General features: G+C 41.9%; 24 protein-coding genes. 4 read left to right on the top strand and 20 right to left on the bottom strand.

The annotated features are described in order from the left end of the window. Nucleotides 1–2: 2 nt before the first annotated feature. The 16 genes from ACP8HI_RS06290 to ACP8HI_RS06215 all read right to left on the bottom strand — a co-directional run bounded on the left by ACP8HI_RS06290 (nt 3) and on the right by ACP8HI_RS06215 (nt 18,664). Nucleotides 3–896: an ABC transporter ATP-binding protein gene (locus ACP8HI_RS06290; RefSeq protein ID WP_438350266.1), complete on the bottom strand. Its 894-nt coding sequence runs from the start codon at nt 894–896 to the stop codon at nt 3–5. Nucleotides 897–914: 18 nt separating this feature from the next. Further along, a complete protein-coding gene (locus ACP8HI_RS06285) occupies nt 915–1,535 on the bottom strand; it encodes a TetR/AcrR family transcriptional regulator (RefSeq protein ID WP_438350265.1) in 621 nt (206 codons plus the stop codon). Then, nucleotides 1,517–1,810 carry a hypothetical protein gene (locus tag ACP8HI_RS06280; RefSeq protein WP_438350264.1) on the bottom strand — a complete coding sequence of 98 codons (294 nt, stop codon included), beginning with the start codon at nt 1,808–1,810 and terminating at the stop codon, nt 1,517–1,519. The genes ACP8HI_RS06285 and ACP8HI_RS06280 overlap by 19 nt, the downstream gene beginning before the upstream one ends. 304 nt (nt 1,811–2,114) lie before the next feature. Further along, nucleotides 2,115–3,332, bottom strand: coding sequence for a CynX/NimT family MFS transporter (locus ACP8HI_RS06275; RefSeq protein ID WP_438350263.1), 1,218 nt, complete (start codon nt 3,330–3,332; stop codon nt 2,115–2,117). Next, nucleotides 3,333–4,019 (bottom strand): FadR/GntR family transcriptional regulator, encoded by a 687-nt coding sequence (locus tag ACP8HI_RS06270; protein ID WP_438350262.1) that lies wholly within the window; start codon nt 4,017–4,019, stop codon nt 3,333–3,335. Nucleotides 4,020–4,233: 214 nt separating this feature from the next. Then, nucleotides 4,234–5,337 (bottom strand): hypothetical protein, encoded by a 1,104-nt coding sequence (locus ACP8HI_RS06265; RefSeq protein ID WP_438350261.1) that lies wholly within the window; start codon nt 5,335–5,337, stop codon nt 4,234–4,236. Nucleotides 5,338–5,463: 126 nt separating this feature from the next. After that, on the bottom strand, nt 5,464–7,410 hold the full coding sequence (abc-f, locus tag ACP8HI_RS06260; RefSeq protein WP_438350260.1) for a ribosomal protection-like ABC-F family protein: 1,947 nt from the start codon (nt 7,408–7,410) through the stop codon (nt 5,464–5,466). 105 nt (nt 7,411–7,515) lie between these two features. After that, the gene (locus tag ACP8HI_RS06255) at nt 7,516–7,659 is read right to left on the bottom strand and encodes an RAxF-45 family protein (protein ID WP_438350259.1); all 144 of its coding nucleotides are present in this window, start codon (nt 7,657–7,659) and stop codon (nt 7,516–7,518) included. Between the two features lie 397 nt (nt 7,660–8,056). Continuing rightward, a complete protein-coding gene (locus ACP8HI_RS06250; RefSeq protein WP_438350258.1) occupies nt 8,057–10,333 on the bottom strand; it encodes an MMPL family transporter in 2,277 nt (758 codons plus the stop codon). Between the two features lie 29 nt (nt 10,334–10,362). Further along, nucleotides 10,363–10,971 carry a TetR/AcrR family transcriptional regulator gene (locus ACP8HI_RS06245; protein WP_438350257.1) on the bottom strand — a complete coding sequence of 203 codons (609 nt, stop codon included), beginning with the start codon at nt 10,969–10,971 and terminating at the stop codon, nt 10,363–10,365. Between the two features lie 365 nt (nt 10,972–11,336). After that, on the bottom strand, nt 11,337–13,763 hold the full coding sequence (locus ACP8HI_RS06240) for an S-layer homology domain-containing protein (RefSeq protein WP_438350256.1): 2,427 nt from the start codon (nt 13,761–13,763) through the stop codon (nt 11,337–11,339). Nucleotides 13,764–14,016: 253 nt separating this feature from the next. Further along, the gene (locus ACP8HI_RS06235; RefSeq protein WP_438350255.1) at nt 14,017–14,157 is read right to left on the bottom strand and encodes a hypothetical protein; all 141 of its coding nucleotides are present in this window, start codon (nt 14,155–14,157) and stop codon (nt 14,017–14,019) included. Nucleotides 14,158–14,266: 109 nt separating this feature from the next. Further along, nucleotides 14,267–14,632 (bottom strand): LytR/AlgR family response regulator transcription factor, encoded by a 366-nt coding sequence (locus tag ACP8HI_RS06230; RefSeq protein ID WP_438350254.1) that lies wholly within the window; start codon nt 14,630–14,632, stop codon nt 14,267–14,269. Nucleotides 14,633–14,754: 122 nt separating this feature from the next. Then, nucleotides 14,755–15,888, bottom strand: coding sequence for a response regulator (locus tag ACP8HI_RS06225; RefSeq protein ID WP_438350253.1), 1,134 nt, complete (start codon nt 15,886–15,888; stop codon nt 14,755–14,757). Then, the gene (locus ACP8HI_RS06220) at nt 15,885–17,720 is read right to left on the bottom strand and encodes a histidine kinase N-terminal 7TM domain-containing protein (protein WP_438350252.1); all 1,836 of its coding nucleotides are present in this window, start codon (nt 17,718–17,720) and stop codon (nt 15,885–15,887) included. Before ACP8HI_RS06220 ends, ACP8HI_RS06225 begins: the two co-directional genes overlap by 4 nt. 557 nt (nt 17,721–18,277) lie before the next feature. Next, nucleotides 18,278–18,664: a MerR family transcriptional regulator gene (locus ACP8HI_RS06215; protein ID WP_438350251.1), complete on the bottom strand. Its 387-nt coding sequence runs from the start codon at nt 18,662–18,664 to the stop codon at nt 18,278–18,280. Between the two features lie 119 nt (nt 18,665–18,783). On the opposite strand from ACP8HI_RS06215, the gene ACP8HI_RS06210 reads away from it, so the two are divergent. The 3 genes from ACP8HI_RS06210 to ACP8HI_RS06200 all read left to right on the top strand — a co-directional run bounded on the left by ACP8HI_RS06210 (nt 18,784) and on the right by ACP8HI_RS06200 (nt 20,287). Continuing rightward, nucleotides 18,784–18,918: a hypothetical protein gene (locus ACP8HI_RS06210; RefSeq protein ID WP_438350250.1), complete on the top strand. Its 135-nt coding sequence runs from the start codon at nt 18,784–18,786 to the stop codon at nt 18,916–18,918. 18 nt (nt 18,919–18,936) lie between these two features. Continuing rightward, a complete protein-coding gene (locus tag ACP8HI_RS06205) occupies nt 18,937–19,260 on the top strand; it encodes an SDR family NAD(P)-dependent oxidoreductase (protein WP_438351726.1) in 324 nt (107 codons plus the stop codon). 85 nt (nt 19,261–19,345) lie between these two features. Then, nucleotides 19,346–20,287 carry an aldo/keto reductase gene (locus ACP8HI_RS06200; protein WP_438351725.1) on the top strand — a complete coding sequence of 314 codons (942 nt, stop codon included), beginning with the start codon at nt 19,346–19,348 and terminating at the stop codon, nt 20,285–20,287. Between the two features lie 237 nt (nt 20,288–20,524). Here ACP8HI_RS06200 and ACP8HI_RS06195 read toward each other — a convergent pair whose 3' ends face one another. From ACP8HI_RS06195 to ACP8HI_RS06185, 3 genes are all read right to left on the bottom strand, one after another. Continuing rightward, on the bottom strand, nt 20,525–21,985 hold the full coding sequence (locus tag ACP8HI_RS06195) for a PstS family phosphate ABC transporter substrate-binding protein (protein WP_438350249.1): 1,461 nt from the start codon (nt 21,983–21,985) through the stop codon (nt 20,525–20,527). Nucleotides 21,986–22,094: 109 nt separating this feature from the next. After that, nucleotides 22,095–22,280, bottom strand: a complete 186-nt coding sequence (locus ACP8HI_RS06190; protein WP_438350248.1) for a hypothetical protein — start codon at nt 22,278–22,280, stop codon at nt 22,095–22,097. Nucleotides 22,281–22,348: 68 nt separating this feature from the next. Next, on the bottom strand, nt 22,349–23,308 hold the full coding sequence (locus ACP8HI_RS06185) for an AraC family transcriptional regulator (RefSeq protein WP_438350247.1): 960 nt from the start codon (nt 23,306–23,308) through the stop codon (nt 22,349–22,351). A gap of 136 nt (nt 23,309–23,444) precedes the next feature. Here ACP8HI_RS06185 and ACP8HI_RS06180 point away from each other — a divergent pair, with 136 nt between their 5' ends. Continuing rightward, a complete protein-coding gene (locus ACP8HI_RS06180) occupies nt 23,445–24,494 on the top strand; it encodes a glycoside hydrolase family 88/105 protein (RefSeq protein WP_438350246.1) in 1,050 nt (349 codons plus the stop codon). Nucleotides 24,495–24,577: 83 nt separating this feature from the next. Here the strand turns inward: ACP8HI_RS06180 and ACP8HI_RS06175 are convergent, their stop codons facing one another. Then, complete coding sequence (locus ACP8HI_RS06175; RefSeq protein ID WP_438350245.1) at nt 24,578–26,416, bottom strand: hypothetical protein; 1,839 nt, start codon at nt 26,414–26,416, stop codon at nt 24,578–24,580. Between the last annotated feature and the right edge of the window lie 6 nt (nt 26,417–26,422).

Raw genomic sequence — 26,422 nt, 5'->3', positions numbered from 1 at the left:
ATTCATGGCTGTTCATCCGCCTTTTCGTAATAATGCATAAAGATCTCTTCCAAGTCTGGCTCCCCAATCCACAGATTGGTCAGATGAAGCGCGGAGAGCTTATGCATCATGACATTAATATTGCCCCGGAACAAAAAGCTGGTCTCGTGCACGCCTACCTTAATATCGCTAACCCCTTCCATGGCAAAATATCCACTGTCAACTGCATCTGTCGTCTCTAGCTTAAAACGTTTATAATTGTTTTCCTTAAGCGTGCTAATCTTCTCCAACTTGATCAATTTACCTTCTTTAATAATCGCAACGCGATCGCACATTTTCTGAACTTCGCTTAGGATGTGGGAAGACAACAGAATGGTCGTTCCCTTCTTATTCTCCTCTTTCAATAAATCAAAAAATGTTTGCTGCATCAGCGGATCGAGTCCGCTAGTAGGCTCATCGAGAATAAGCAACTTTGGCTCGTGGAGCATGCCTTGGACGATGCCGACTTTCTTCTTGTTTCCGAAGGACAAGTCATCGATTTTCTTATTCAAATCGAGATCCATCCGTTCAGACAGTTCCTTGATCCGTTTACGACAATCTTTCTTGTAAAAGCTAGCCGAATAGTTCAATAGGTCGATCACTTTCATTTTGTCATAATAGAACACTTCGGACGGCAAATAGCCGATCTCCTTCTTAATCTCAGGACCATGCTGGATGCAGTCCTTTCCAAAAATGGTTGCGCTCCCGCTCGTCGGGTATATGAGTGATAACATCGTCCGTATCGTCGTTGACTTTCCAGCTCCGTTGGGTCCGATAAATCCGAATATTTCACCCTCCTCCACGTTGAAGCTGATGTCCGTAATTCCTCTCGCCTTGCCGTATGTTTTGGTCAGATTACGAATTTCAATCGCATTCATAGATCACGCCTCCTATTCTCATTTGTAGAAACATTGTTTAAACAACTCGATATAATCTTCCGTTTCCGCAAATATCTTGTCGTAATCAAGCGGTGTCGACTGCTTTCTCGCCTTTTCCAATTCCTCCTTACCGAAGCCCTCAAACGTCCAAAGAATGACTTTCAATACTTTGTTGAAGTCCGCCCCCTCCTTGAACTTCGAAAGATCAATCCCTGCGAAAATCTTGGCAATACTGATGTTGCTAAGTTCCAGATTCCTTGCTTCTATCTCGTTTCTAACTTCAGTCGAAGTTTCCACATAAACAGATTCGAAATATTGGAACAAGGGTGGATATTGATGTTGAATGTTTAGTTTCAATTGGGACGTTTGCTGTAATCGATTAAAAAAGTCTGGATCGTCCATATCCAGTTTGGCGAAAGTCTCATTCATGAGGAGCTCGATACAGTGGTCGTACAGAAATAAATAGAGATGCTTCTTACTTGTGAAATAGTGAAATAGTAGCCCTTTGGATATGTCTGCCTCCTTGACAATTTCGTTCGTAGAAGCGCGGTCAAATCCACTCCGAGCAAACTCATGCATGGCCGCATTGAGGATACGATCCTGCTTTTCCGAGTCCAGATTTAAAAACTTGGTGAACATGTTGTTAGCCTTCTTTCCGTGCGGATCATTTGATCAAACGAGTCGTTAACTACTCCAGTTAATTCCATTGTAATTCCGTTGACCAATCTGGTCAACACCCAAATTAGGTGATCGAAAACTACCAGTATTCCCTGGTTTGTCCGCCCATCTTGTTGTGAAAACAAAAAGAGGTTATCCCTTAGGCGGTCGTTTTGACCACCATCGGAATAACCCTTTTTTTTCTTATGCTGTTCACTATAATCACTTAATTGTTCAACAGTTTGAATGGCTTCCACTCGTGAGTTTGCATACTTCTTTTATTTTCATAAGATCCCCCCTCCGTATGCTAGGATCGTAGCATCTTACGTAAGGGAAGTGTCGACCATTTTTATTCTAATTGATTGTGAAACTACTATTCTATTGCGTAATTTATGTTTCACTTCGTGCTAATACGGAACAACCCGTTCAAGTCATTGAAACCAAGGGTAAAGTCCATGATGGCCCATTGGCGAAAAACTTGCTGATCAGAATTACATTCTTGTTCAAGATCGTTCTTATGGAAATATCAAACGATTTGATCAATATGCAATCATGGTTAGTTCACAAGTTTTCTGCTCCGATGACTCGATTACGACCTGAAGCAACACCAAAAATAAGCATCAAAACTGATATGACAAGCAACACGATAAGTGGTACATTCCATCCGTTGGTCAAATCGTGCAGATAACCGAATAATATAGGTCCTACCGCGGCCAATAAATATCCTACTGATTGAGCCATCCCGGATAACTCGGCAGCGTCATGCGCATTTGTAGTTCGTAGCCCAAATAGTATCATCGCAAGACTGAATGAACAACCCGCGCCGATCCCAATAAAGATTGCCCACAGAAGAACCAATTGATTTCCAGATAGTAGTCCCCCAATACCTATGAAGAAAAAGAGCGCCGTCAGGATCATAAGGACAATTTGATTTTTCATGCGTCCAGCTAAAATAGGTACGATAAAAGTAACTGGAAGTATAGCGAGTTGCATCAGCGAAAGTATCCATCCTGAGGAATCCGAACTCATCCCTTGAGTCTTCAAAATATCTGGGAGCCAAGAAACAATAACATAAAAAAGCATCGACTGTAGACCCATAAATAGGGTCACATGCCAAGCAAGAGAGGACTTCCACAAATTCGTTCGCTTTTCGTTCAACGTTACTGTCTTCGCTGTTTGTTGTTGACGTCTTAGTTGAGGAATCCAAACGAGAAAGGCTATAAATGCTAACAGGCCCCACAGACCCAAGGCCCCCTTCCAGCCTAATCCTGTTTGATTGGCCAGTGGCACACTGATTCCAGATGCAATAGCACCACTTAGATTCATTGCAACCGAATAAATGCCGATCATTAATCCGATTTTCAAGGGATACTTTTCTTTAATTAGACTTGGCATCAATACATTACAAATGGATATCGCAAGACCCAAAATGACCGTCCCGATCAGCAATGATCCGATATTCCACGCTGAACGCAATACAATGCCGATAACCAGCAGGAATAATGCTCCAAACAGAACAGAGGACATTCCATATCTGCGAGCCAACTTCGGCGCAATCGGCGACAGCAAAGCAAACGCAATTAAAGGAAGCGTAGTAATCAGGCCTGCTAATGTATTCGATATGCCCAAATCATCCCGGATACTCCCAATCAAAGGGCCTACTGAAGTTAAAGGGGCTCGTAAATTGGCTGCGATCAGAATAATTCCCAAGAGAAGTAACCAGCCTGTAAAATTTGAACCCGCTTTTATTGAATTGACTTTATGTTGTTTGGACTCCATTTATACTTCCTCCACCTCTATTGCGCGTTTTATTTCATTTATTGACTGCTCTACAATTTGGGCTGCCGAATCGGGATCTTGCGCGACTATAGCATTCACCAGTTGATCATGCATATTTTTCGGTAGGTTTATAGAAAATTGTTCTTTTAAAATAACTGTAATCGAATTCTGAATTGCTTCAGTTATATGTGTATATAAATCAATCAATATCCGATTTCCAGTCGATTCGACAATGGTCTGATGCAACTTGATGTCTGCGTCCACATATCTCTTTAAATCCCCTATTATGCTAAACGAGTTGCATTCCTGTTGATAAAATCGGATTTTCTCTAAATCCTCTTCGGTCCTTCTTACAGCGGATAGCTTTGCAGCCTCTTGTTCAAGAGCATTTCGTACTTCAAGTGTATCCAATAGACTAGATTTTTGAACACGTCGTTGAATAGCCACGCCAAGTGTGCTGTTAGAAGATACATAAGTACCATCTCCCTGCTTTGTCGTTAGTACTCCGGCATGACATAACGCTCTGATCCCTTCACGCAATGTATTGCGGCTGACATTCAAATCATTGACTAAGTCAGGTTCCGGCGGAATTTTCTTTCCTATCGGCCATGTGCCGGATTCAATCAAAGATTCAATTTGAATAATGACTTGATCGACAAGGCTAAGATGTTTAATTTTTTGTAGCACTTCTTAAACCTCCAAACATAGGATGATTAGACAAGATCGATTTTAACATATTTTAATTATTTTGAAAACTATATCTGGATAGGCTGGATGGTGATAAAGAGCTTCTACATTCATATTCGAAGCATTACCATTGGACCAACATAGCCTAATTCAACAAAAAAAGTGACAGGAAAAAAGCTCAAACATGATGTTTGAGCTTTATCAATTACTCCGGCTACTCAAAGGATTCATCCGCAATCTCTCGCTTCATCTCATCGAAGAACCAGGTGACACCCTTCCACCAATTCGGGTCCTCGGCATAGGTATGATTTAGCCATTGGATTGGGTCACTCGCTCCTGGGCGGCGACCACTAATATTAAATACCGTCCTCGCTGCAATAGTAGCTGAACCTTCAATCGAAGTGTTGTAGCTCTCCCAGCTGCCAAATACGTTAAAAGGATTGTTCGCTATTTCTTCTACCCTTTTATGATCTTTTGGAACGAATCCCTGCTCTTGTCCAGTTATAGCAAACAGCAGGAGTGGATGAATATTGAATTCCTTGCTCGCTTTCACAATCGCAGACAAATACGGTTCCTCAGCTAACATTGAGTTTTTATCCCGCAAATATTGCTGCAAACGTTTCGTATCTATAGAAACATATTCGAACTCCTTAGGGATTCCATCAACGGGTTCCTTCTTCACATTCTCATTCAATATGGGTTGCGAAATATCTATAGGTTCTGCATGAAGTGCGGGTGCAGACGACTGTAGATCCAATGGAAGGGTCAGTATGAATAAGAGAACAACCGCACACAAACAAGCAATCAGAATCGATTTCCTTCGATTGAACCATTCTTTGTTCCATACTGGAACAACAGACTCACTAGCAGCGGCAATCTCCCTATATACACTCGGGTTCAGTTGATCCCATTCCCGCTCCAATGCTTGAAGTGAGACTCCGACTCCAGGCATTAGTTGCTGAGACCATCGAAGAAGAATGTCCTGAGCCACCTCTTCCTGTACAGGTACAGCAGTTCTGCTGGACACCCATGCAGCTAAGGAGGATAACAGACCCTCTTTGCCCAAATCCAGAGACATACAATGTTGGAGCACATCATCTGTATGAATAACGAGGGATTCTCTCTGCTTCATAAGAAGCTCATAGCAAATCTGCTTCTTCACCGCTTCTGGAAAAGAAGGTAGACGGCTCTCAATAATCCGATGCACCGCATCAGCTAATATGGGTGCCCGTTGCTTCGGCTCAAGACTGCGATGCTTGTCTTCAATATATTGCTTCAACCGTACAATTTCCCCACCAGATAAAATATACTCTTGCATCCTCAAGATCCCAGCCCATCCTCATGTCCAGTTAGGGTTCGATCCCCTTTGAAAGTGATTCCACGTTCAGGCTGGAATATCCTTCTTGGATGTATAAACAAAATCGTATGAGATTTGTAAATATCATCAGCTCGACAGTTCCATCCACAATTCCAGAAGGTGATCTAGCTGTAATTGTCCCTTTTCTCGCTCATGCCACCTTGCCTCAAGTTGGTGCGTATCGCCCATAAGATCTAGATGGTGAAGATCTTCGTCGGCACGAGATAGCTCCGCTTCAAGTACAGCAATTTCAAGTTCCAACTGCTCACGTCTCCGCTCGTTTGTACGTGCCAAGTCGCTTCTTTCGGTCCCTTTGGCTCCTTGTTGCTGCCGACCCGTTGCGAAAGTTTTCCCTTCGGTCATACGTGATGCACCACTCACCGATTTGCTCTCTTGCGACAACCGTTCTTCACTCTTCCCCTTAAAATCATCATAATTACCGAGATACTTAGCAATCTTACCTTGCTTCAGCTCCCACACGCTCTTCGCTAGACGATTAATAAAATAACGATCATGGGAAATCGCCAATACCGTTCCCGGATAATCTTCTAACGCCTCCTCCAATGCTTCTCGTGAAGCCATATCGAGATGATTCGTCGGTTCATCCAACAGAAGTAGGTTCGGCTTACGTCTTACAAGTACTGCTAGACGCAAGCGGGACCATTCACCGCCAGAGAGCATTTGCAGCGGCTTGAAAACGTCAGCACCAAAGAACAAATATTTCGCCAGCACATTTCGTGCTTCGCCTTCCTCCAAACTTCCCTCGGTCTGAAAATATTCCAATACCGTCAGCTTATTGTCGCTCACCGGTTCTTGCTGAGCCAAGTAACCAATTTCCACACGTGCCCCTCGCTCGACCTCACCTGCATCCGCCTCAAACGAACCTAGAAGCAGGTTGAACAGCGTCGTTTTTCCCGATCCATTATCCCCCAATAACACGACCTTCTCACCGTAAAGCAGACTCCCCTCCGCTCCATTCAAAATCACCTGTGTCCCGAATTTCTTCGTCAAACCCTCGAATGTGATCACCTTACGGCCAGAACGATCAAGTGGGGACAGATCGAAATCCGCCGTTTTCTGCTCCAGGACGGGACGTTTTACAGCCTCCATCCTTTCTAAAGCTTTACGAATCGACGCTGCCCGTTTGAAGAACTTTTCATTCCCTCCAACTCGCCCCCAATCCTCTAACTGACGAATCGTTTCTTTCATTTTTTTCATCACCTTCTGCTGCTCTTGAAACTGCGCGAACTGTTGCAATACGCGCTCTTCCTTCTCCTTCATATATCCGCTGTAGTTAGTGAGATACGTATAAGCCTCCCCATCCTCCAATTCAATCATCTTCGTACCGATTGCATCGAGGAAATAACGATCATGCGATACGATAATACATGCGCCATCATAACGTTGAAGAAACTGCTCCAGCCACTCTATCCCCTTGAGGTCGAGGTGATTCGTTGGCTCATCCAATAGCAATAAATCTGGACGAACAACTAATTGGGACGCTAGAACAATACGTGTCTTCTCCCCACCCGACAAACTTCCAAACATCCGCTCATCGTTGCTTCGATCAATCTGCAATCCACTTGCTACTTGATCAATGGCCGTATCCATCTCATAACCGCCACTTCGTTCAAAGCGTTCTTGAACTACCGCATACGCCTTGAGTAGAGCCTCCATCAGTTCAGGATTGTCAGCAGTCCCAGAGCTGGACATCTGCTGCTCGATAACGAGCATTTCCTGCTTAGTGACCATCAGTTCCCGATAACCATAAGCTAGTACCTTATATACGTTCATTTTCTCAAACTCGGCAGGAATTTGTGGCAAATAACCAATTCGCAATCCTTTCTTGATAGTTAGCATACCTTCATCTACCCGCTCATGGCCCGAAATTAACCGGAGAAGAGTTGATTTACCGCTGCCGTTACGGCCTATCAGACCGACTTTCTCACCGGTTTGGAGTTGAAGCATCACCCCGTCCAAAACAAGGTTTGCAGCATGGTATTTTTTTATCTGTTGAGCGTTAACTATTATCATTTCAAAAGCCTCCTATTAGATGAAGACCCTAACTTGAATACACATAAAATAAAGAGCCGCAGCAACAAGCCCGCGACCCTCAGGATGGTAAAATATCCGTTGTGGTTAAGGTAGGCGTCTTCTCACGAATGGTTCAAACGTATGTTCATAATTGGACAGACTGATCCCGTTCGTGAAAAATGCATGAACAATGCCAGCCATAGAAATCGGCAGCTGGCTAATACGGTTGTTGACCATTTCGTGATTCACCTACCTCACCCCCTTTACATTAGTTCTTCAATATTAACATAAATGATGATGTCCGGCAATGCGTTCCATATGTCGTTGCCACTAATTAAGCGGATGTCATTGGATTGAAATGAATAGTATTCAACATATTTAATGATGCCGTGTTGTGTTTAATTAATAGGAAGGAGCTGTCCCCTTTTGCCATTTCAGTGCAGCATTAAGGCGTTTACGTATTTTACTACTCTATTGATCATATCGTTGTACGTTGCTTTGCTTCTGCAGTGACCGGAACCTGAAAGTGGACTGGAATTATATGGTAACAAAATAAGAACAGCCCGTGAGATCCTTTACAAAGCGTACACATTAATCTCGACTTAGGCTCATACAGGTTATACAATTAGGTAAATGTGACGTTATATCAATCCTTTTGATTAAGTTTCGTGATTAGCTTATCACCTTCGACATCTAAGTTCGGTAGAATACGATCTAACCACTTTGGTAACCACCAAGCTTTACTATCAAAAACAGCCATAACAGCAGGAACCAATGTCATTCGCACAATAAATGCATCAATGAAGATACCTATAGTTAATGCAAAGCCTATTTGTTTGATAATGATATCATCGGTAAATATAAATCCAGCAAATACCGATACCATAATCACTGCAGCTGCTAGGACCACGCGGCTCGCTTGATTGTATCCATGAATAATGGGCTCTTTACCCCGATGTCCATGAACGTATGACTCACGCATGGAACTGACAAGAAAAACTTGATAATCCATTGCTAATCCGTAAAGGATACCCGTGATGATAATCGGCATAAAGCTAAGCAGCGGTCCGCTAGTATCAAAGCCAAAAACAGAGTTCAGCCACCCCCATTGAAACACTGCTGTGGTCATCCCAAATGTTGCCAATATACTAAGAAGGAAGCCAACGGTCGCTTTGATCGGAATAACAACAGAACGAAATACCAACATGAGAATAATCAAAGAAAAGATAACAATGATGCCGATATAAATCGGGAAAACATCTGCCAGTTTAGCTGACATATCAATATTTACTGCTGTAAATCCGGTAACTCCAAGCTTAATCCCATTTGACTGTAAAATACTTAGATCAGGATCACGTAATTGTGTTACCAATTCTTTTGTTTCTGTATCAGAAGGTCCCGTTTCGGGGATTAGACTGAATATAGCCAAGTTACCATTCTCATTGATTCCGAGTGGTGACACTTGATCAACGTTGTCCTGATTTTTGAGTTCCTGGACAAGATTCATGATTAATTCAGGAGTAAACTTTGAAGAAGAATTCTCTTGCTCTGCAACCAAAACAAACGGCCCGTTAAATCCTTCACCGAATCCCTCTGTAATCGCATCATAACTTTGCCTTGCCGCCGTATCCAAATTCGCTGTGGCTGCTCCAGGAATACCCATATCCATTTTCAATATCGGCGTTGATGCTACTCCAAGTACAACAATAATGCATATAATCACTGGCCAACGAAACTTGATAACACCTCTGATCCATCTGTCAGAGAACCCGCTGTGCGCCGTGTTTGCTGCTTTGTCTGTATTCTTTTGGCGAGCTTTCTGAGAACAGATCCGTTCTCCTAATAACCCAAGCATAGCTGGTAATAACGTCAAAGCAAGTAACACGTTAATAAGTACGGTTGCCGCAGCTACCAATGCCATGGTCGATAAGAAAGAAATCTCTATCACAAGCATACCGCATAATGCAATGATGACTGTCAACCCTGCAAAGAATACCGCACTTCCAGCTGTGCCAATCGCTCTGCTTGCGGCTTCCTGTGATCCTAACTTCTGATCAAATATCAAACGGCGCTGGCGATTGACAATGAATAATGCATAATCGATTCCTACCGCCAGACCAATCATAAGCCCCAACATGGCAGAGACACTTGACATCTCAATAAAGCTTGAAAGTGAAAAAGCTCCCCCAACGCCGATACCAACACCTAAAAGTGCAGTAAGAAGCGGAAGCCCTGCAGCTACCATTGATCCTAAAGTCATCAATAGAACCATCGCAGCAACAATTACACCAATAATTTCTCCGGTTCCAATCCCAAGTTGAAGAGGTAACAGCGATTCGCTTGGCAATACGGTGATGCCAGCTTCATTCTCAACAACTTTAGTGGCTTCAATAATCGAATCCTTAACTTCTTGTGGAATAGAATTCACATCTTTTGTGAATTGAAATTGGAATAATGCAATTGTACCATCGGAAGAGAGTAACACTCCTGGCAATGGAATACCGTCCATGATCATATACCCATAAGGGGGTAGTTGATCAGCAGAGGCATTCTGCATCATAAGTAATGTTAACTCACTTGCGCCTGTATCGAAATCTGCAGGGTTTAACACACCTTCTAAAACATATACTTCATTAATTGCTTTGCTAATCGCAGACATTCGCTCTGGTGTATCCATTCGCGTATCATTGGAGGTCTTGAATACAATACTGCCTTGCCCGCCAGAAGCCAGCGGAAGCTCTTGTGATAATTGGTCCAGTATCCTCTGTGATTCGGTACCTTCAATTTTCATCTCGCTACTTACATGAATACCATTTACTCCTATTAATGAAACAACAATTGCTAATATGATCAGCCAGCCCGTTATAAAGTGCCAAGGTTTGCGGTAAGCTGTATTTCCGATTTTATATAAAAATGTAGACATATTTCAGCTACTCCCTTCGACTATCTAGTTTAGTAATTGAACCCATTTCGCAAATATTCGTATATCTTATCTAAGTATTGATGAAACGAAGTATCTGACAACGTTTGCTCTGGAAGCAGTACATTGAGACTTCCATTCAGCACCGGCAAGATGGCTCCATAAACCGCGCCTACAAGAAGATGAATATATACTTCATCATATTTCTCATTGGAGATTTCCATTAAAGTGTAATATGCTCCATTTTGCATATGGCTCATTTGGTCAAGGAAATAAGGCTTAAGAGATGGATGTTTTTCGCAGAGAATCACGAGTTTACTCACTTTTCTAAAAAGTTCTAATGTAAGCTGCATTTTGATTAATTGAAAAAGCACATCAAGCAGGGGGGTATCTTCGGACAAATCCGCAAGTAAGTTCTCAACTTCGATCGTGTCATTAAACATATAAGCTCCTGTAACCACGGCTTCTTCCTTACAAAAGAAATGATTTGCGAAGGTTCTTCTGGAATAGCCAGCTCTTTGAACCACATCTTCAACTACAAAATCATCAAGCCCGCGTTCCAGTGCAAGCTCGAAGGCTGCATCAGCAAGTGCTTTGATAGTTGCTTCTTTTTTTGTATAGCGTAAGTTTCTTTTTATCATTCGTCTACTCCTTTCCATACATATCTTTTAGTAGTATATATAATAATTACCCAAAGTGCAACATTGCACTTTGGGCAATTATATTCTCGTAGACGACAATCTGTATGAGCATTATATCCATACACGATCAACATACCTGTACCTATTATATTTACCTTTATATGGGAAAAGGATGCTATGCCGAATTCATTACAAAGGGATCTTCTTTTGTCGGGAAGATCCCTTTGTTGAGAATATATCTAATGCACCATCAATATTGAGCACTCCACATGTGTAGAGTACACAGAGTCCACATATATAAAAAAAGCAAAAAAATACGGTAGGTACTGTTTACCAGTACCTACCGTATGAGTGATAAGTGTTTGCTACTCTATGTCTAGTGAATCGCCAAGACTTGCGTTCAACATCCGCAGAATCATAACTAAAGACTCCGATCTCGTAGCATTCGCATTAGGTTTGAATGAACCATCGGCTGAACCTTTTACGATCCCCATATCAGATAACGTAGCAATCTCAGCCTCTGCCCAGTTACCTGAAACATCATTAAACTTATCATTTTTTACTATTGTCGTGTTCATTACTTTGGATAGCATAGCCACGATTTCCGCTCTTGTGATGGTCTGATTCGGTTTGAACGTTCCATCCGCATAACCGTTGATAATACCACTAGCTTTTAACGTTGCAATTGTATCTGCCGCCCAATGTCCTTTGATGTCCTTAAAGCTGGAATCACCTTCAGACGTTAATCCAAGTGCTCTTACTAACATAGTCGCAAATTCTGCCCTAGTTATCGTAGCATTGGCATGGAATGAGCCATCCGCATTTCCCTTAATGATCCCAAGCTTAGCTGCTAACTCGATCGCTTTAGCATTTGGAGCATTTGCAGGTACATCCTTAAATGTTACTGCTGGTGCAGTATTTACTTTTTCTACTAGCGCCTTGATTACATCGATATTAACCTTTTCGTTAAAGAACGGTTTAGTTGTTGGTGTTACTGGTGCTACTGGTGTTACTGGTGGTGTAGGTGTTGCAGTAGGCGTTGAACCCGAGCCCGTTGATGGGTTACCAGTTGGAGGGGTAACTACAACTGGTGGTTCATCAACCACTGGTGGTGCAAGATTAACAGTAACTTTGTAATCTTGGTACGATTCATCTTCGGCATAAACTGTGTAGGTAACAGGATGTGTAAAGTTATTCAATGTTACACCAGACTCCTGTGTAATATCTCCTACCTTGACAGATGCTCCTGTAGTAGTGAAGTGCGATGCTAATGCAGTTAAATCTGCATCAGAAGGTACTAGTACATCTACTGTTTTATCAGCCTGATTGATTATCCCATATTTATTCAGAACTGAGAAAGTGCCTAAGTCCTTCGATGAGTTTGGTATCGGTATGACTGCTGCACGACTTACACTAACCAAGTAATCTTGGTACGATTCATCTTCTGCGTAAACAGTGTAAGTAACTGAACTCGTAAAATTATTAGGTGTAGTTCCTGAAACTTGTTCAGTTGTTCCTACCTTGACAGATGCACCATCAGAAACACTGAATTGTGATGCTACATCATCTAAGTCGGTATCAAAAGGTACCAGTACATCTACCGTTCTATCATCCTGATTAATTGATCCCTCATTTCCAAGCAATGAAAATTGGGTTATTTGCTTCTCCGAACTTGGTGCCACTACTTTAACCAAGGTATTAACAATAATAGGTGACTCACCTATATAATCATTACCTGCTTTGACAGTACCAATATAGATGTTTAGCGAAGCATCATAACTACCTAAAGTGTCTAGAGAATCTAAAGTTACTTGATATACAGGTCCATCCTTAAAAGGAATCTCTGAATGCAAGTCTAAGATTAAATACTTCGCACTAGGCGATGACATTTTAAGTATATATGGAGTATTCATATACGCATCTTCTCTAGCTACAAGCGGTTTGTAGTACCCCTCTGTATACTCATCATCCTCGTCAATGTAAGACTCCACAGAGAACTCCGTTGGATTAAACTCCAAAGTGGTTTTAATCCTATTGACGCCATTTTCGTTGATATTGGTAGTACCACTAGCTGATACAGTAACTACAACAGGCTCTCCAGGTTTGTATGAAGTTTTGTCCGTAGTTAACGTTAATGTCATATTGGGAAGTACGTTGACAGTCACCAAGTAATCGTGAGTACTCGCATCGGATACACTGTGTATTTTATAAAGTACGGGCGAAGAAAAATCAACAGCATCAACATTAGATTTCTGAGCAACCCCATTAATCTCAGCGTAAAATCCGTTGTGACTGAATTGAGGCTTAATGTTGGTTAAGTCTGTACCGTATGGGACAGTAACCTCAACACTATCGGTATCATTATTAATTTTCCCAGCAATCCCATTAATACTGAAACTCGTGAGATCATTTGAAGTAGGTAATTCTGAAGCGTACCCCTTTAACGTGTAATTCCGGTATGTCCCATCCCCAGAGGCTACTTTGAATATGTTAGGATTGTAAACATACCAGGGATATGACCCAGGGACTGGCCAGTCCTTGACCCCATTATTATAAGAAATCGAGGACCCATCTGAAATGCCAAGATTAATATAATAGGGTGTTTGCCCCAAATTAGTACCAGGCGGTAGATAGAAATCTACAGTACCAGTATTATCACTGTAGTTTACAATCTTACCTGCGTATGTGCCAAAGTTAATATAATTAATTACGTTTGTCAAAGCAGGTGTTTCATCGCCCCCGTCCGCTGAAACCAAACTGCCAAACATTGAAAAAACTAAAATAAGTGCCATAAAAACTGATACTAAACGCTTTGAACCATTTCTTATCATGTAGTTACCTCCGCTGAATCTATTTATATTGTCGCTATGCTGTAGTTAAAGCATGCGTTAACATACGAGATGTTCCATTTAAAAATTTTGTCGCATCCACTACCTTCCGCCTTGAAAAGTTTTTTCATACTAACACTGCATCTACAAATAACATATCCCCGATTTTGGGGGGGAGGTGTGAAATTTTAAGATATACCTCGTAATACTATAATCTTTATTTTTCAGCATGCTGCTGCACATCGAAGCCACCCGCAGCAAATGCTTTGACACCTCCAACAAACAACCCATTCAATCCACCTACTACCATCAACATCACTAAGATGATGGAAATTCCTTTTTTATACACACTACGCACACCATTTCCCCCTTCTAATTTTCATACTATCCGTAACAAAGACAAGCATAACAAACCCCAATGACAGCAGAATGACAAACTTCGGCAAAAAAGGCTAAGGAGCCAATGGTCAAGTCCCCGCTTCGAAAAGTACTCTTAACACAGTTTGGTGAAGTCTGCCCTGCTCAACGGGCTTCACGATGTAATCATAGGCATTCACCTCGAATGCAGCCGATGCGTATTCTTTATAGGACGTGACAAATACTAGCTTCACTCGCCTGTGGCTCCCTCTTAATCGCTTGGCAAACTCGATACCATTCTCTCGTGGCAGCTTAATATCTAGAAATACCAAGTCCACCTCATGATTCACCAAATACGAGAATGCAGTCGAGGTATCCTGGAAGCTCCCCACAATCTCGATCTCATCCACCTTAGCGAGTATTCGTCTCATGATTAAATGCATGGCCTTCTCATCATCGATAATGACGACCTTCAAATTACATCCCTCCTCACTTGCTGCAAGAACTAAAGTATAACCAACCCCAATGACAGCAGAATGACAAACTTTCACACCAAAAAGAGCCCTTCATGTGAAGGGCTCTTCATAATAAGCGTATTCTATGAATCTAGCTCTGACATCAGATGGCTATATAGTGCAGATACTTCGGAGGAAGGGGTTATTCCAAGCTCTCTATACAATGTTTCTTCGAATTGAATATATTGTCGGTTCAATGCTTCTTTGTTCTTCGTTAGAGCCAAGGCCCTCAGATATAGCATAATTGTTCCTTCTTCTAGCTCGTTACGGGTGATTAGCTTCATTAATAGTCGGATTGCTGTTTGCGTATCACCTCTGATTAATAAAGCCTCGCATAACCGCTGGGTAAAGGATGTATACATTAACGATAGGTGTTCGACCTCACTCCGAGCCCAAGGGTAAACACGATCCCCGAATAAATCCCCGGTGTAGCGCTGTTCAAGCTCCAGTGCCTGTTCGATACAGGTATCATCCACTACAGCCATCTGCTTGCAGCCTTCTTCAAAACGAAGGAAATCGACATCAACCTGGTTATGATCTAACGCATAATAGCTACTGTAGGAATGTACGATCTCCTTGAGTCCATAATTATCCAACAATTTACGAAGCTGATAGACTGTTGTGTTTAGGTAGGTTTCGCCGTTCTTTAGAGGCATCTCGCCAAACATATCTTCAATGATTCTCGCTCGGGACACATGTCTGCCTTTATGCATTAACAAATAGCCAAAAAGCTCCGCACTTTTGCTAGTCTTCCACTTGACTAACACGTTCTGAGCACTTCGAATCTCCATACCGCCTAGACAATTAAACAGGACTCGTGTAGAGGACGAGTCCTGTTCCACCGAACCTATTGGTGACGGCATTTCGGAAAGCGCCCGTTGGACAGTATGATAAAGCCTTTCTTGATTAACCGGCTTCACTATGTAATCAAATGCATATACATCAAATGCATGAAGTGAATATTCTTTATGTGAGGTAACGAACACGATTTTCATTTGTCTGCCACTCTCTCTTAACCGCCCAGCGAACTCAAGACCGCTTTCCTTCGGCATATTAATATCCATAAAGATCAAATCTACATCTTGAATTGTCAGAAACAAATAGGCCGCCGACGTTTCTTGGAAGCTCCCCACGATCTCGACTTCATCAACCTTGCCGAGCATTCGCTTCATAACGATATGCATGCCCTTCTCGTCATCGATAATAACAACCTTCATACGACTTCCCACCTTCCATCCTGATGTTCAGATTGATCTGAAGCTTCTGGAGGCGTCGGGAGGGAGAAATAGAAGGTGCTACCTTGCGCAAGCGCACTGTCAAACCAAATTTCTCCTCCGTTCAAGCGAACAAATTCCTTGCATAGGGTGAGTCCAAGCCCAACACCTCGTTCTCCAGCTGTTCCCAGAGATGAGACCGGATAGGCTTCCTGTAATAAGGTTTCGGCTTGGTCGGCCGGTATGCCTGAGCCGGTATCGCTTACAGAGATAATTATTTTACCATCCGCTTGATCCGCTTTTAATCGAATACTCCCACCATATTCCGTAAATTTAATGGCATTAGATAGAAGATTACGGATAATTAAATCTAGCATTTCTTTATCTGCGAACACATAGAGACTATCCGATATTTCGGATATGATATTAATATTCTTGCCCGCGCTCCGAACTTGTAACAATCGTACATTCGTCTGAACCGTGTGGGCTAAATCCCTTATTACCGGGTTAAACACCATGCCGCCTCTCTGACTCTGAAACCATTCCAGCAAGCTTTCTACTAATGTAAATGTATTCTGAATTTGATTCCCCATTTCATGGACGATTTCATCATGATTCTCACCACAAGTCTGCATCTCTTCCTCCATTAGCTCCATCAGGTTGATGAGTACGGCAAGAGGATCGCGGATATCGTGGGCGACTACATTAAACATCTTGTCCTTGAAAGTATTCAGCTCTGCCAACTGTCTTGATTTATATAGCAGCGCTTCCTCGTTGCGAACTGTTTCCGTTACATCACTTAACAAAAGCATCTTACCTACGATTCTTTGCTTGTTGTCGATAATAAGCGATAAATGAACATTATAGAATTTTGCATCCACTTTTCCAGTAATTTGTATTTGATTATCAGAAGATGGCTCTTGCTGAATAAGCCTCTCCACAAGCTTGGGATACGAGGAGAAGATCTGTACAGCAGGCTGTCCAATCACATGATTACGATTCAAACCTTCAATTGCCTGACTTGCCGACTGATTAAAACTCGCAATGCAATGATCCATATCCATTACAATGACCGCATCCTGCATCGATTCAAATACCTTTTGCATAGCAAAGGGCGCAAGCCTCAGCATATTAAACTGATAAATCCCCCACATATAGCACACACCTGAGAAAAGAAATCCAAATGGAGTGAAATCAATAGATATGTTGGTAACACCGCTTAAATAGATAAGTGTACCTCCATAGGGTCCGCAGGAGCCTATCATCATAAAGGCAATTTGCTTCTTCATTCGAGGTGTCGCTTTACGATACATTTGGATCAATAACCCCATACCTATTATAAAAAGGATATATGAATTCGTCACATGCACCCAATATAATGGCCCTTTAATCAAGGAAACCAGCGGGAAGCTCTCTGAACTATCTAGCGTCATACTCTTATAAAATAAATGATGCGACTCATTCGTATAATGAGCCACAAGCGTAGTGATGGGAATGACCATCAGCAATGTAACAAACCATTTGCGTATAAACGCCTGTCGGCCTGTATATTGCAATATCATAATAATCCATATCATAGATCCAAAGGGTATCCCAATATATTGTACACGAAGCCAGACACGCATTAGATCCAAAGTAGGGCTAACAATCTCAAAAGCATATCCGAAGGTGTAGAATGCGCCTGCCAACATACCCAAGCCGTAACTAATTGCAATCGGTAGCTCTCTTCTTTTCCATGAGAGAAAGACCATACTTAAGGTGCCGCAGGTAGAAATTATTAGTAGAGCTGATAAATACAGGTTGTATTTCATTGTTACACTAGCCCCACTTGTCATATTTTGTTATTCTTGTCCCACTATAAGACTATCTACTCAAAAAATAATCTCCCCTAATGTGATTATTATCACTTATTTTACCACCATTCTATGAAATTCGACAATTTTTTTCTTTAAGAGACTTAAGTCCAATTCCGCCCTTTGGATTGGTTTGTATGAGATGTCACAATATTCAAAGGTCTGACAAAATCCCATAGATTTTTACAATTGTAAACTACTTCAAGCCGTAAAATACAGTCAGCACAATCAGGAGACATTATTGCGCTGAAGCGCCGTCTTGAGCGCATAAGTCTATCATTCAAAATATGCCACGTTTTTAAGAAGACGACACACGGCATGCGTGCGTTTAATTTTCACATAAAAAAAGAGGACGTCTGCTTAAAGACGCCCTCTTGAATTCGCCTCCTATATCCACATCAAAAACGGACTTCTTCATGAGAAGTCCGTTTTTATTTATCTTATAGAAATATGCTTTGCTAAACACATGGTTCTTAACCTTTATTTTTTGGCAGAAGCAGAGTCGATAATAATCGCTAGATGCTATTTTTTGTATAACATCACAAAGTGCAAGACGACCTATCCAATTCTTCCAATTGTACGTCAAACAATGCCATTTTGTAGTTGATTCTTCCTAAGGTTTTAATTAAAAGAAGCATTTGTTCCTCGACTTTTACTTTGTGATTGTTTATTATCTCTTTTCGCTTATGTAGAGTACTATCCCCATCTTTATATAAATCTACGTATAGTTTTAAATCAGCTAAAGGTATTCCAGTCGAACGCAGCGCTAAAATTGTTTCTATCCACTCAACACTTGACTCGTCATACATTCGGATTCCTTGTTCAGTTCGTTCTGCATAAGGCAGGACCCCCTGTTTTTCATAGAAGCGCAGTGTATGAGCTGTTATCCCTGTTTTTGTTGAAATATCCTTGACGGTATAGTCCATTTATTTATCACACTCCATAGTAGTTAGAGTTACTCTAACATATTGTACATTTTTATAACTGTTTACTCAACAATAACGGCCTATTTGACTTAGACAATACTTTAACAAGTATGATAATAATGTACCCAAAACAAGGATCAGGAAAGGGATGTGAAGAACAAGGATCAGGAATGGGATTGACACTTGTCAGAAAGCTATTAGAGCAAGGATATAAAGTAGCTGCAACTTCAAGAACCAAAGCTGACTTGGAATAAGCAGTCGGAAGCCATGATATCTTTCTTGCTATAAACCTCGACTTATCAGATGAAAAAGACGTCCAAAAAGCCATTTCTGCAACAATTAAACATTTTGGCGGAATTGATGTCGTCGTCAATAACGCCGGTTATGGTCAATTAGGATTTATTGAGGAGGTTTCGGATGAATTAGTCCGTAAAAAATTTGAGATTAATGTGTTTGGTACACTTAACGTTTTGCGGCAAGCACTCCCTCTATTGCGAAAGCAAAGATCTGGGCATATTATCAACTTCTCTTCCGTAGGTGGTTTTTATGGTTTTGCGGGAGGCGGTATTTATAAATGTTCAAAAAGATTTGACTGAATGGGAAACACTTGGTACATCCACAGATTTTATTTAATTACTAAATTAATATTTCTAGGAGGTAGAATGGATGAAGTCGGAAGTTATACAAAAAAGGACGCTTGGACGTGAAGGATTAGAAGTTTCAGCATTAGGTCTTGGCACCATGATGATGCCGAATAACGAGGAATCGGTTCGCGTGATTCATGAGGCGCTGGATATCGGCGTCACTATGTTTGACACAGCGGATATTTATGGTGAATTTGCGCAGCAACGGTTTGGAGAAAACGAGAAGTTGGTAGGGCGGGCGCTTAAGCATAGACGGGATAAAGCGGTGATTGCCACTAAATTTGGTGTAACACATACCCAGGGGCCCAAAGGTGATCGGGCGTATATCAAAAAATCCGTGGATGCTAGCTTGTATCATCTCGGATTGGATTACATTGACCTCTATTATCAACACCGCTACGATCCGAATACCCCTATTGAAGAAACCATTGGAACGATGGCCGACTTGGTCAAAGATGGGAAAATCCGTTTTATCGGTCTATCCGAAGCACCTGCAGATATCATCCGTCGTGCGCACGCCATTCATCCCATTACTGCAGTGGAAACGGAGTATTCTTTATGGAGTAGAGAAGTGGAAGATGAAGTACTTCCGGTTCTCAAAGAATTGGGAATTGGTTTTGTACCTTATAGCCCGCTGGGACGGGGATTCCTGACAGGACAAATTAAAAAGTTCGAGGATTTGGCAGAGGATGATTATAGACGAAATTATGAACGGTTCCAAGGCGATAACTTCATTAAAAATATGGAAGTCGCGGCGCTGATTGAAGAGATGGCTTCAAAAAAAATGTGTACATCTGCTCAACTTGCATTGGCGTGGCTTCTCGCCCAGGGAGACTTCATTGTGCCAATCCCTGGTACAAAACGAATAGACCGGGTGAAGGAGAATCTTGGCGCTCTGCAGGTTCAACTTACTCCAGCGGATTTCGAAGAAATTGAACGTATCTCTCCAAAAGGCTTCGCTGCCGGGGGGCGTTTCTAAATTTAAAGTAGCCCTTCACGCGCTGACATTGCTTATGAATAAAACTCCTTTATAGGAGTTTTATTCATTTTTACAAACACGTTCAAGATGAGTCGCCAATTACTGTAGAAGCAGGTCCGAATTACTGATAATAGCATCCTCTCCACCTTGTAATGTTTCCATTTGAATAAATTATCTTTCAATCCCATACTGTTTTCCCATCCGTTGATTTCCAATCCATTATCGCTTCCTTAGCAATCAAGGAGTTGATAATCTCACATAGCCCACTTCCTCTACCAGTTGTTGGCCTTGAGGTCCTTGCATCCACTCTAGAAATGGAGTAATCATTGGCTTAGTATTATCCTTCTTCAATGTAATAGCATATAAATGAGCGGAAAATGGATAAGTACCATTTGAAATATTATCTTCATTGGGTTCCACCCCGTTGATAGCAAGAAGTTTAATACCCGTGCTTTGATTCATACCTGTTGCAAAAAAACGAAATGAAAACCCAATTGAATTTTCATAATTCCGATAATCAGCTACTTGCTCTAAAATCCCGCCCATACCGCGTGGTACTTCTTCTTTTAAAGGTTTAATTATAGGTGTGTCTGCCATAATCTTTTCCAAAAGGGTCTGGCTTCCCGAATTTTCAGGACGTTGGAAGGCAACGATCTTCTTGTTCTTCCCTCCAACTTCTTTCCAGTTCTGAGTCTTACCGGAGTAAATGTCTGTAATCTCAGACACCGTCAACCCCTTGATTACATTATTTTCGTTTACAAAGAAAACGAATGCTTCCTTACCAATGGGTGTCATGACTAGTTCACGCCCACTCTCTTTTGCCATTTCCAGCTGATGCGCAGACGGTTCTGCCCCAAAGTAAATATCAACTTCTCCATTCAATAGCCGTTCATAAGCATTAATAGTGTTTGTGAAGCTGACGAATGCCGCCTTAGAATCCCCTAAGCCCGTCAGGTCGTATGTGGCCTGAGCAAAAGCAGAGTAGACGGGAAAAGCAGCTTCCGCTCCATCTAAAATAAGCATATCCTTGGAATCTTCAATTCTAAATTGTGCTTCTTCTGCCAGCCGTGGCAATCGGTTACTAGGATTTGAAACTTCATATGGCCATAAATCAGTACTCGAGTAACCTCCCCCATGCTCAAATCCATAAGAAGGTAGAACCGTTTGGCTACGCTGCCACTGCACCGTACTGCCAACTCCAACTGCTAGGAATATAACAATTGCAGCCGAGACTAGCTGTTTTCTATGTACTACGATTCTCGGCTGCCGTGTTCTCTCTTTAAAGAAATAACCTAGCAGAAAAGCCGAATAATAAGATAAAGGCGCTAATAAATATATGATTCCTACACCTTCAAATGAGGTCATAAAACTAATCGGGAGAAACGGTATTTGCAACAAGGTATGAACGCCCCATATAGAGCTTCCATAAAAACCTCCACTGATTAACATACATACAGCCCACAGCACAACGGTATATCCAAGTGGAAAAACAACCGGTAAATATCTTTTGCCAAAATGCTCAGGAAGTTGTCTGTCCATAGCGGCCAGTACACCCGCTGCTATCCCACTTACGAGCATCATCGTAATAGCAATAACCGCCAAACTCAAATTTGTGCTCAGCAATACCAATGTCATTATGGAAAAAGAAAATGGTATCACACCACAATATAATAGAAATATCCGTAATACATATCCCATCGTACTCACTCCTTCAGATTGGTATAAGATCAAGCTAAGGTTCCATTCTTAGTATTTGAAGTGTCGCACTTACCTGGGGATGCTATCCGCTGCTTGTAAATTCATTCTGTCATTTATTCCAATTCATCAAAAGTGAGTTAATCGAATCACTGTTTCCTGAACGATTAACCAAATCATTATACCATGGCAGTTGAATATATGACTGCCCTGAATAGATATATACCGAAGCTGTGGTAGTAGCTCCTGCTGTAATATGACCTGATTCTCTCACCGCTGAAGCTTCCAACCGTATCATATCTAAACGGAGTTACCTTTCTTTGTTTTTCATTTTTAATTAGATCGCTCATGAGGTTATACCTAAAGCTATATCGTAGAGGATAGAGGTAGGATTGACGGAGATATCAGCATATGTGCGGATCGATAGCGGCTAGGAGTCATCCCAGATAAACGTTTAAAGGTATGACAAAAGTGAGAAAGATCTTGAAAACCAACAGTCGCTGCGACTTCCGTGATCGGCAGTTCAGTTCCTTGTAAGAAGTCCTTTGCCTTATTAATTCGAATAGTAATCAAAGATTCATTAATAGATACTCCTGTATTCTGCTTAAATATCCTGAATAAGTAGGAACGCGACAAATGGAACTGTCCACATAAAGTCTCCGCGCTAAGTGGCTCGTGGTGATGCTCCATAATATAACAGAGAATGTTCTCGACCAGTCGTTTCTGTTCATAGCTCCCTCTCTGATCTTCACCCGTTTCAAATTGATAACGTCCTAGTTGGGCAAATAATTGTAGGATGAGGCTTTTGACAATCAAAGGATAGCAAGGCTGTTTCTTGTTAATTTCCCTTTCTAGTTGAGCCAACGTATCCTGTAAATTCAATAACTGTCGGCCATTTAATTGAAAATGAATCGAATCATTATCTGGTTCTGGAAGCCATTGTCTAATTATGAAAGAAGAAGCCCTATCTTCTACATATAAATTTTCCAAATAACTTCTTTGGACCGCAAGGATATAGCGATGAAAGGGCACACTCCTATCTGGCCTCGATAGATGCAACGCCATTGGACTGACAACGGTGAACGTTCCCATTCCCAGAGCATGTATCTGTTCACTGGCAATGAAATTACCATTTCCCTGTACACATAAATAAAGCTCAAATCCATTATGGGAGTGAAAAGTTGGCTGTTCTAAGCTCGTTGTCCGATACGAGCAGTGAACTGGGAAATCCGATAGTATCGCATTCGTGAATTCATCCACTACGAATTCTGGCATATGAGACTTATCTTGCCCATCGTACTTTTTAATAAGCTCCTCACTCTCCACTGTTTGTTCCCCTCTCCACTTATTTCTAATATGAAAGACAATATCCCAAATCAATAAGACGATAGACCAAGATTCACTTCATTCTACAATGTATATTGAATGCATACCTTTACACATCTATGGAGGAATGAATCTAATGCCAAATACGATTTCAAGCCTTACTTTAAATCAAACTGCAGACCAGGTTTATCAATTTATGCTATTGGATCATCTGGGTAATTGGGGGATGGATATCCATCATTGGGACTGGGTTCCCGGCGTCGGTGTCATATCAATGCTGGCCTACTATGAAAGCACACAAAAAAGGGAAGTATTGGATGATCTCGTCATGTGGGCACGCAGAAACATGCAACAATCGGAACATGTGAAAGTCATTAATTCCATGGCTCCTTTTACTATTTTCCCCGCCCTCTACACACACACACAGGATCCTATATTTCTCGAGCAAGCGGAATACATCGGACGTTGGATGCTTACTGAAGCACCCCGCACCCGAGAAGGGGCGTTCGAACATACGGTCACTGAAAATGTTAGCTTTCCAGAACAGGTGTGGGCCGACACTATCTTTATGGCGGTGCTATTCTTAGCACGTCTTGCTCACCTAACTGGCGAAGCCATCTATGCTAGGGAAGCCATTAAACAGTTGGAACTTCATTTGAGTCTGCTTGAAGACAAAGAAACCGGTGTATTGTTCCATGGTTGGAATTGCATCGCACAGGATCATATGTCCGCTGCTCGTTGGACTCGCGCTAATGCCTGGATTGCCGTTGGAACTCCTATGATTGTGCAGGAGTTGAAAGGGTTAGCCTCTTTATCAGAGCAGGCTATAGAACGTTATCGCGCTATGATGCATGGACTAATTCACTTTCAGCAGTCTGAAGGTTTGTGGACTACCGTCATGGATCGATCCGATTTCTATCCGGAAGTCTCGGGAAGTGCCGGCATTGCCTGCGGAATCCTAAAAGCAGTTCGTCAAGGCTTATTAGACAACTCTTGCCAAGATTCGGCCTTTAGGGCTTTGAATGCCATTATGATTAAGATACTTCCAAGTGGAGAGGTAACTTGCGTTTCTGGTGGTACGCCAGTTATGCCTTCCATTGAAGCCTATAATGAAATTCCTTGTCATCCTACGCTTTATGGGCAAGGGCTTGTTCTAATGCTACTCTCTGAGTTGTATGTTAAGTAACTACACTTCAAACTCAATATCGTATAAAGAGCCTCAATGCTTACACCATTGAGGCTCTCTTTGTAACATAACCTAACTGTTCATCATACGGGATGATGATCATTTGGTTGTAAAGGAATAGACAACTCATGCGGTGAACCATTCTGATTGCAAGTTGTAACCTGTGCTATCACATGACCGGCTTCTTCTACGACCGTAATAAGTGGCAATCTCTCAACCACCTCGCCTATAGCTAACGAGATTAGAAATGCGGATTTTTTGAGCGTATGAAAATCTATTACTTTTCGTTGACCCGCATAGATAACTAAATCTAAACCAACACTTTCTCCTTGTCCTTGCTTACTCACTTCCCAGCTCCATCCCTGCTGCTCTTTCTCTGCGCTATCTGCAGCCATTCCCTCTTCAAAAGCTGCATATATGCTGTCGAACCGCAAAGGCAATCCGTTAATGACTACTTGTGCCTTCGTTCCTTCCGTTTCAATACTCACATCATCAAGTAATCCTCCAAATTCCATACGAAGCCGGAAATCCGATGCCTCTATACTACCCTGAATTCGGTCCAACATCGGGTGGGTATCCCCACCATTCGTGAGGAACCGTACACCGAGAAGAAGATGTCCATGTTCCGCCGTAACACTGAGTACCCCCGAGCAATAGTCATATCCATCATGCAAGCAGCGCATCTGTAAATAAGTAGATGACCCGTTATTCTCGAAATAAGCGACCAATCCCCGTGTTTGGTTCCACATAATTTCATCTCTGAACATCCCTATTGTATACCGCGGTGTCATGTGTGTTTCCGCCCATTTCACGAAACCAGTATCCTCATTTCGATAATAGGCCTGTTCAAGTACCTTGGTATCTACCTCAGTCATGAACAAATCTATATAAGTATCAGGGCATCGGCTGCCAGTGCCGAACCATTCGGCGTCATATTCGAGTTCATCATCAGAGAAGAAAGATAGCTTGTTATCGGTAGCCATTTGTAGAAAGGATTTAATCTTGTTGGTCAGAAGTGTACTATAACTGCGACTATGTGGACCTGCCCACTGCTGGGAAATAGGATGATAATGCTCTGCGACCATCCGCCAAACCATGTCTAGTAGCCCAGAGACGATTTCCTTAGCCCTTTGATTAACCGAATAGGTATGAATTTTGGATAACTCTACGATAGCAATGACGGAATAATGAGGACTGTTGAATTCTTGGAAGGTCCCTAAGACCTCCGTATAATGTTTTAACTTTTCCAGTCTTTGTAGCGAATAATCCATATAATCTTGACGTCCATAGAGCTCTCCAGCAATCAAAGTCACAAAAGCCCCCATAATACAAATATTCGTATAATGAGGTCCCACATCCCTTATGATGATCGCATCACACGCACAGGTTATCCCTTGTCTAATCTGATCTCTCAGCTCTTCGGGAAGTCGATGACCGTGAATCAATACTGCAAGTACAAGCTCTTTACCACAGAAGTCGGCCCAGTTCCAGTCCGGTGGATCCATCTTTTTAAGCGGTTCCTCATAGAACCACGGCCATATGCCGTAAGTGTCCCGTTCTGGGTCACGATCTTGTAAAGTAAGTAAGCATTTTATGACATCACAAGCCCTCTGTACATATTCGGGTACCTCTGTATTTAATAAGCCAACGGCATACAGCAAAGATGGATGTGTCGGATGTACTAATGGATAAGACTCGGTGGTTAATGTCGTGTGATACCCTGGCGTGTGGAATGGCCTCAGTAGCATGTTAACAAGTGGGTCGAAGTCGTCTTCCTGAGAAACGATTTTTTTCAATAAAAGTTCTTTGTGATCGAACGATTGTGAATATCGGCTCATGTTTGAATCCTCACTTTCTGTTCCCGGCTTCTTGATTGTGAATGAGGAGAGAGGCAATAGCATGCCCCACTGCATCTCTCTCACTATCAA

Origin of the sequence: Paenibacillus sp. FA6 (assembly GCF_051550225.1) — a bacterium.
Classification (GTDB): domain Bacteria; phylum Bacillota; class Bacilli; order Paenibacillales; family Paenibacillaceae; genus Paenibacillus_AQ.
The sequence above is the reverse complement of the archived record's forward strand: the minus strand, read 5'-3'. Positions and strand labels throughout refer to the sequence as shown.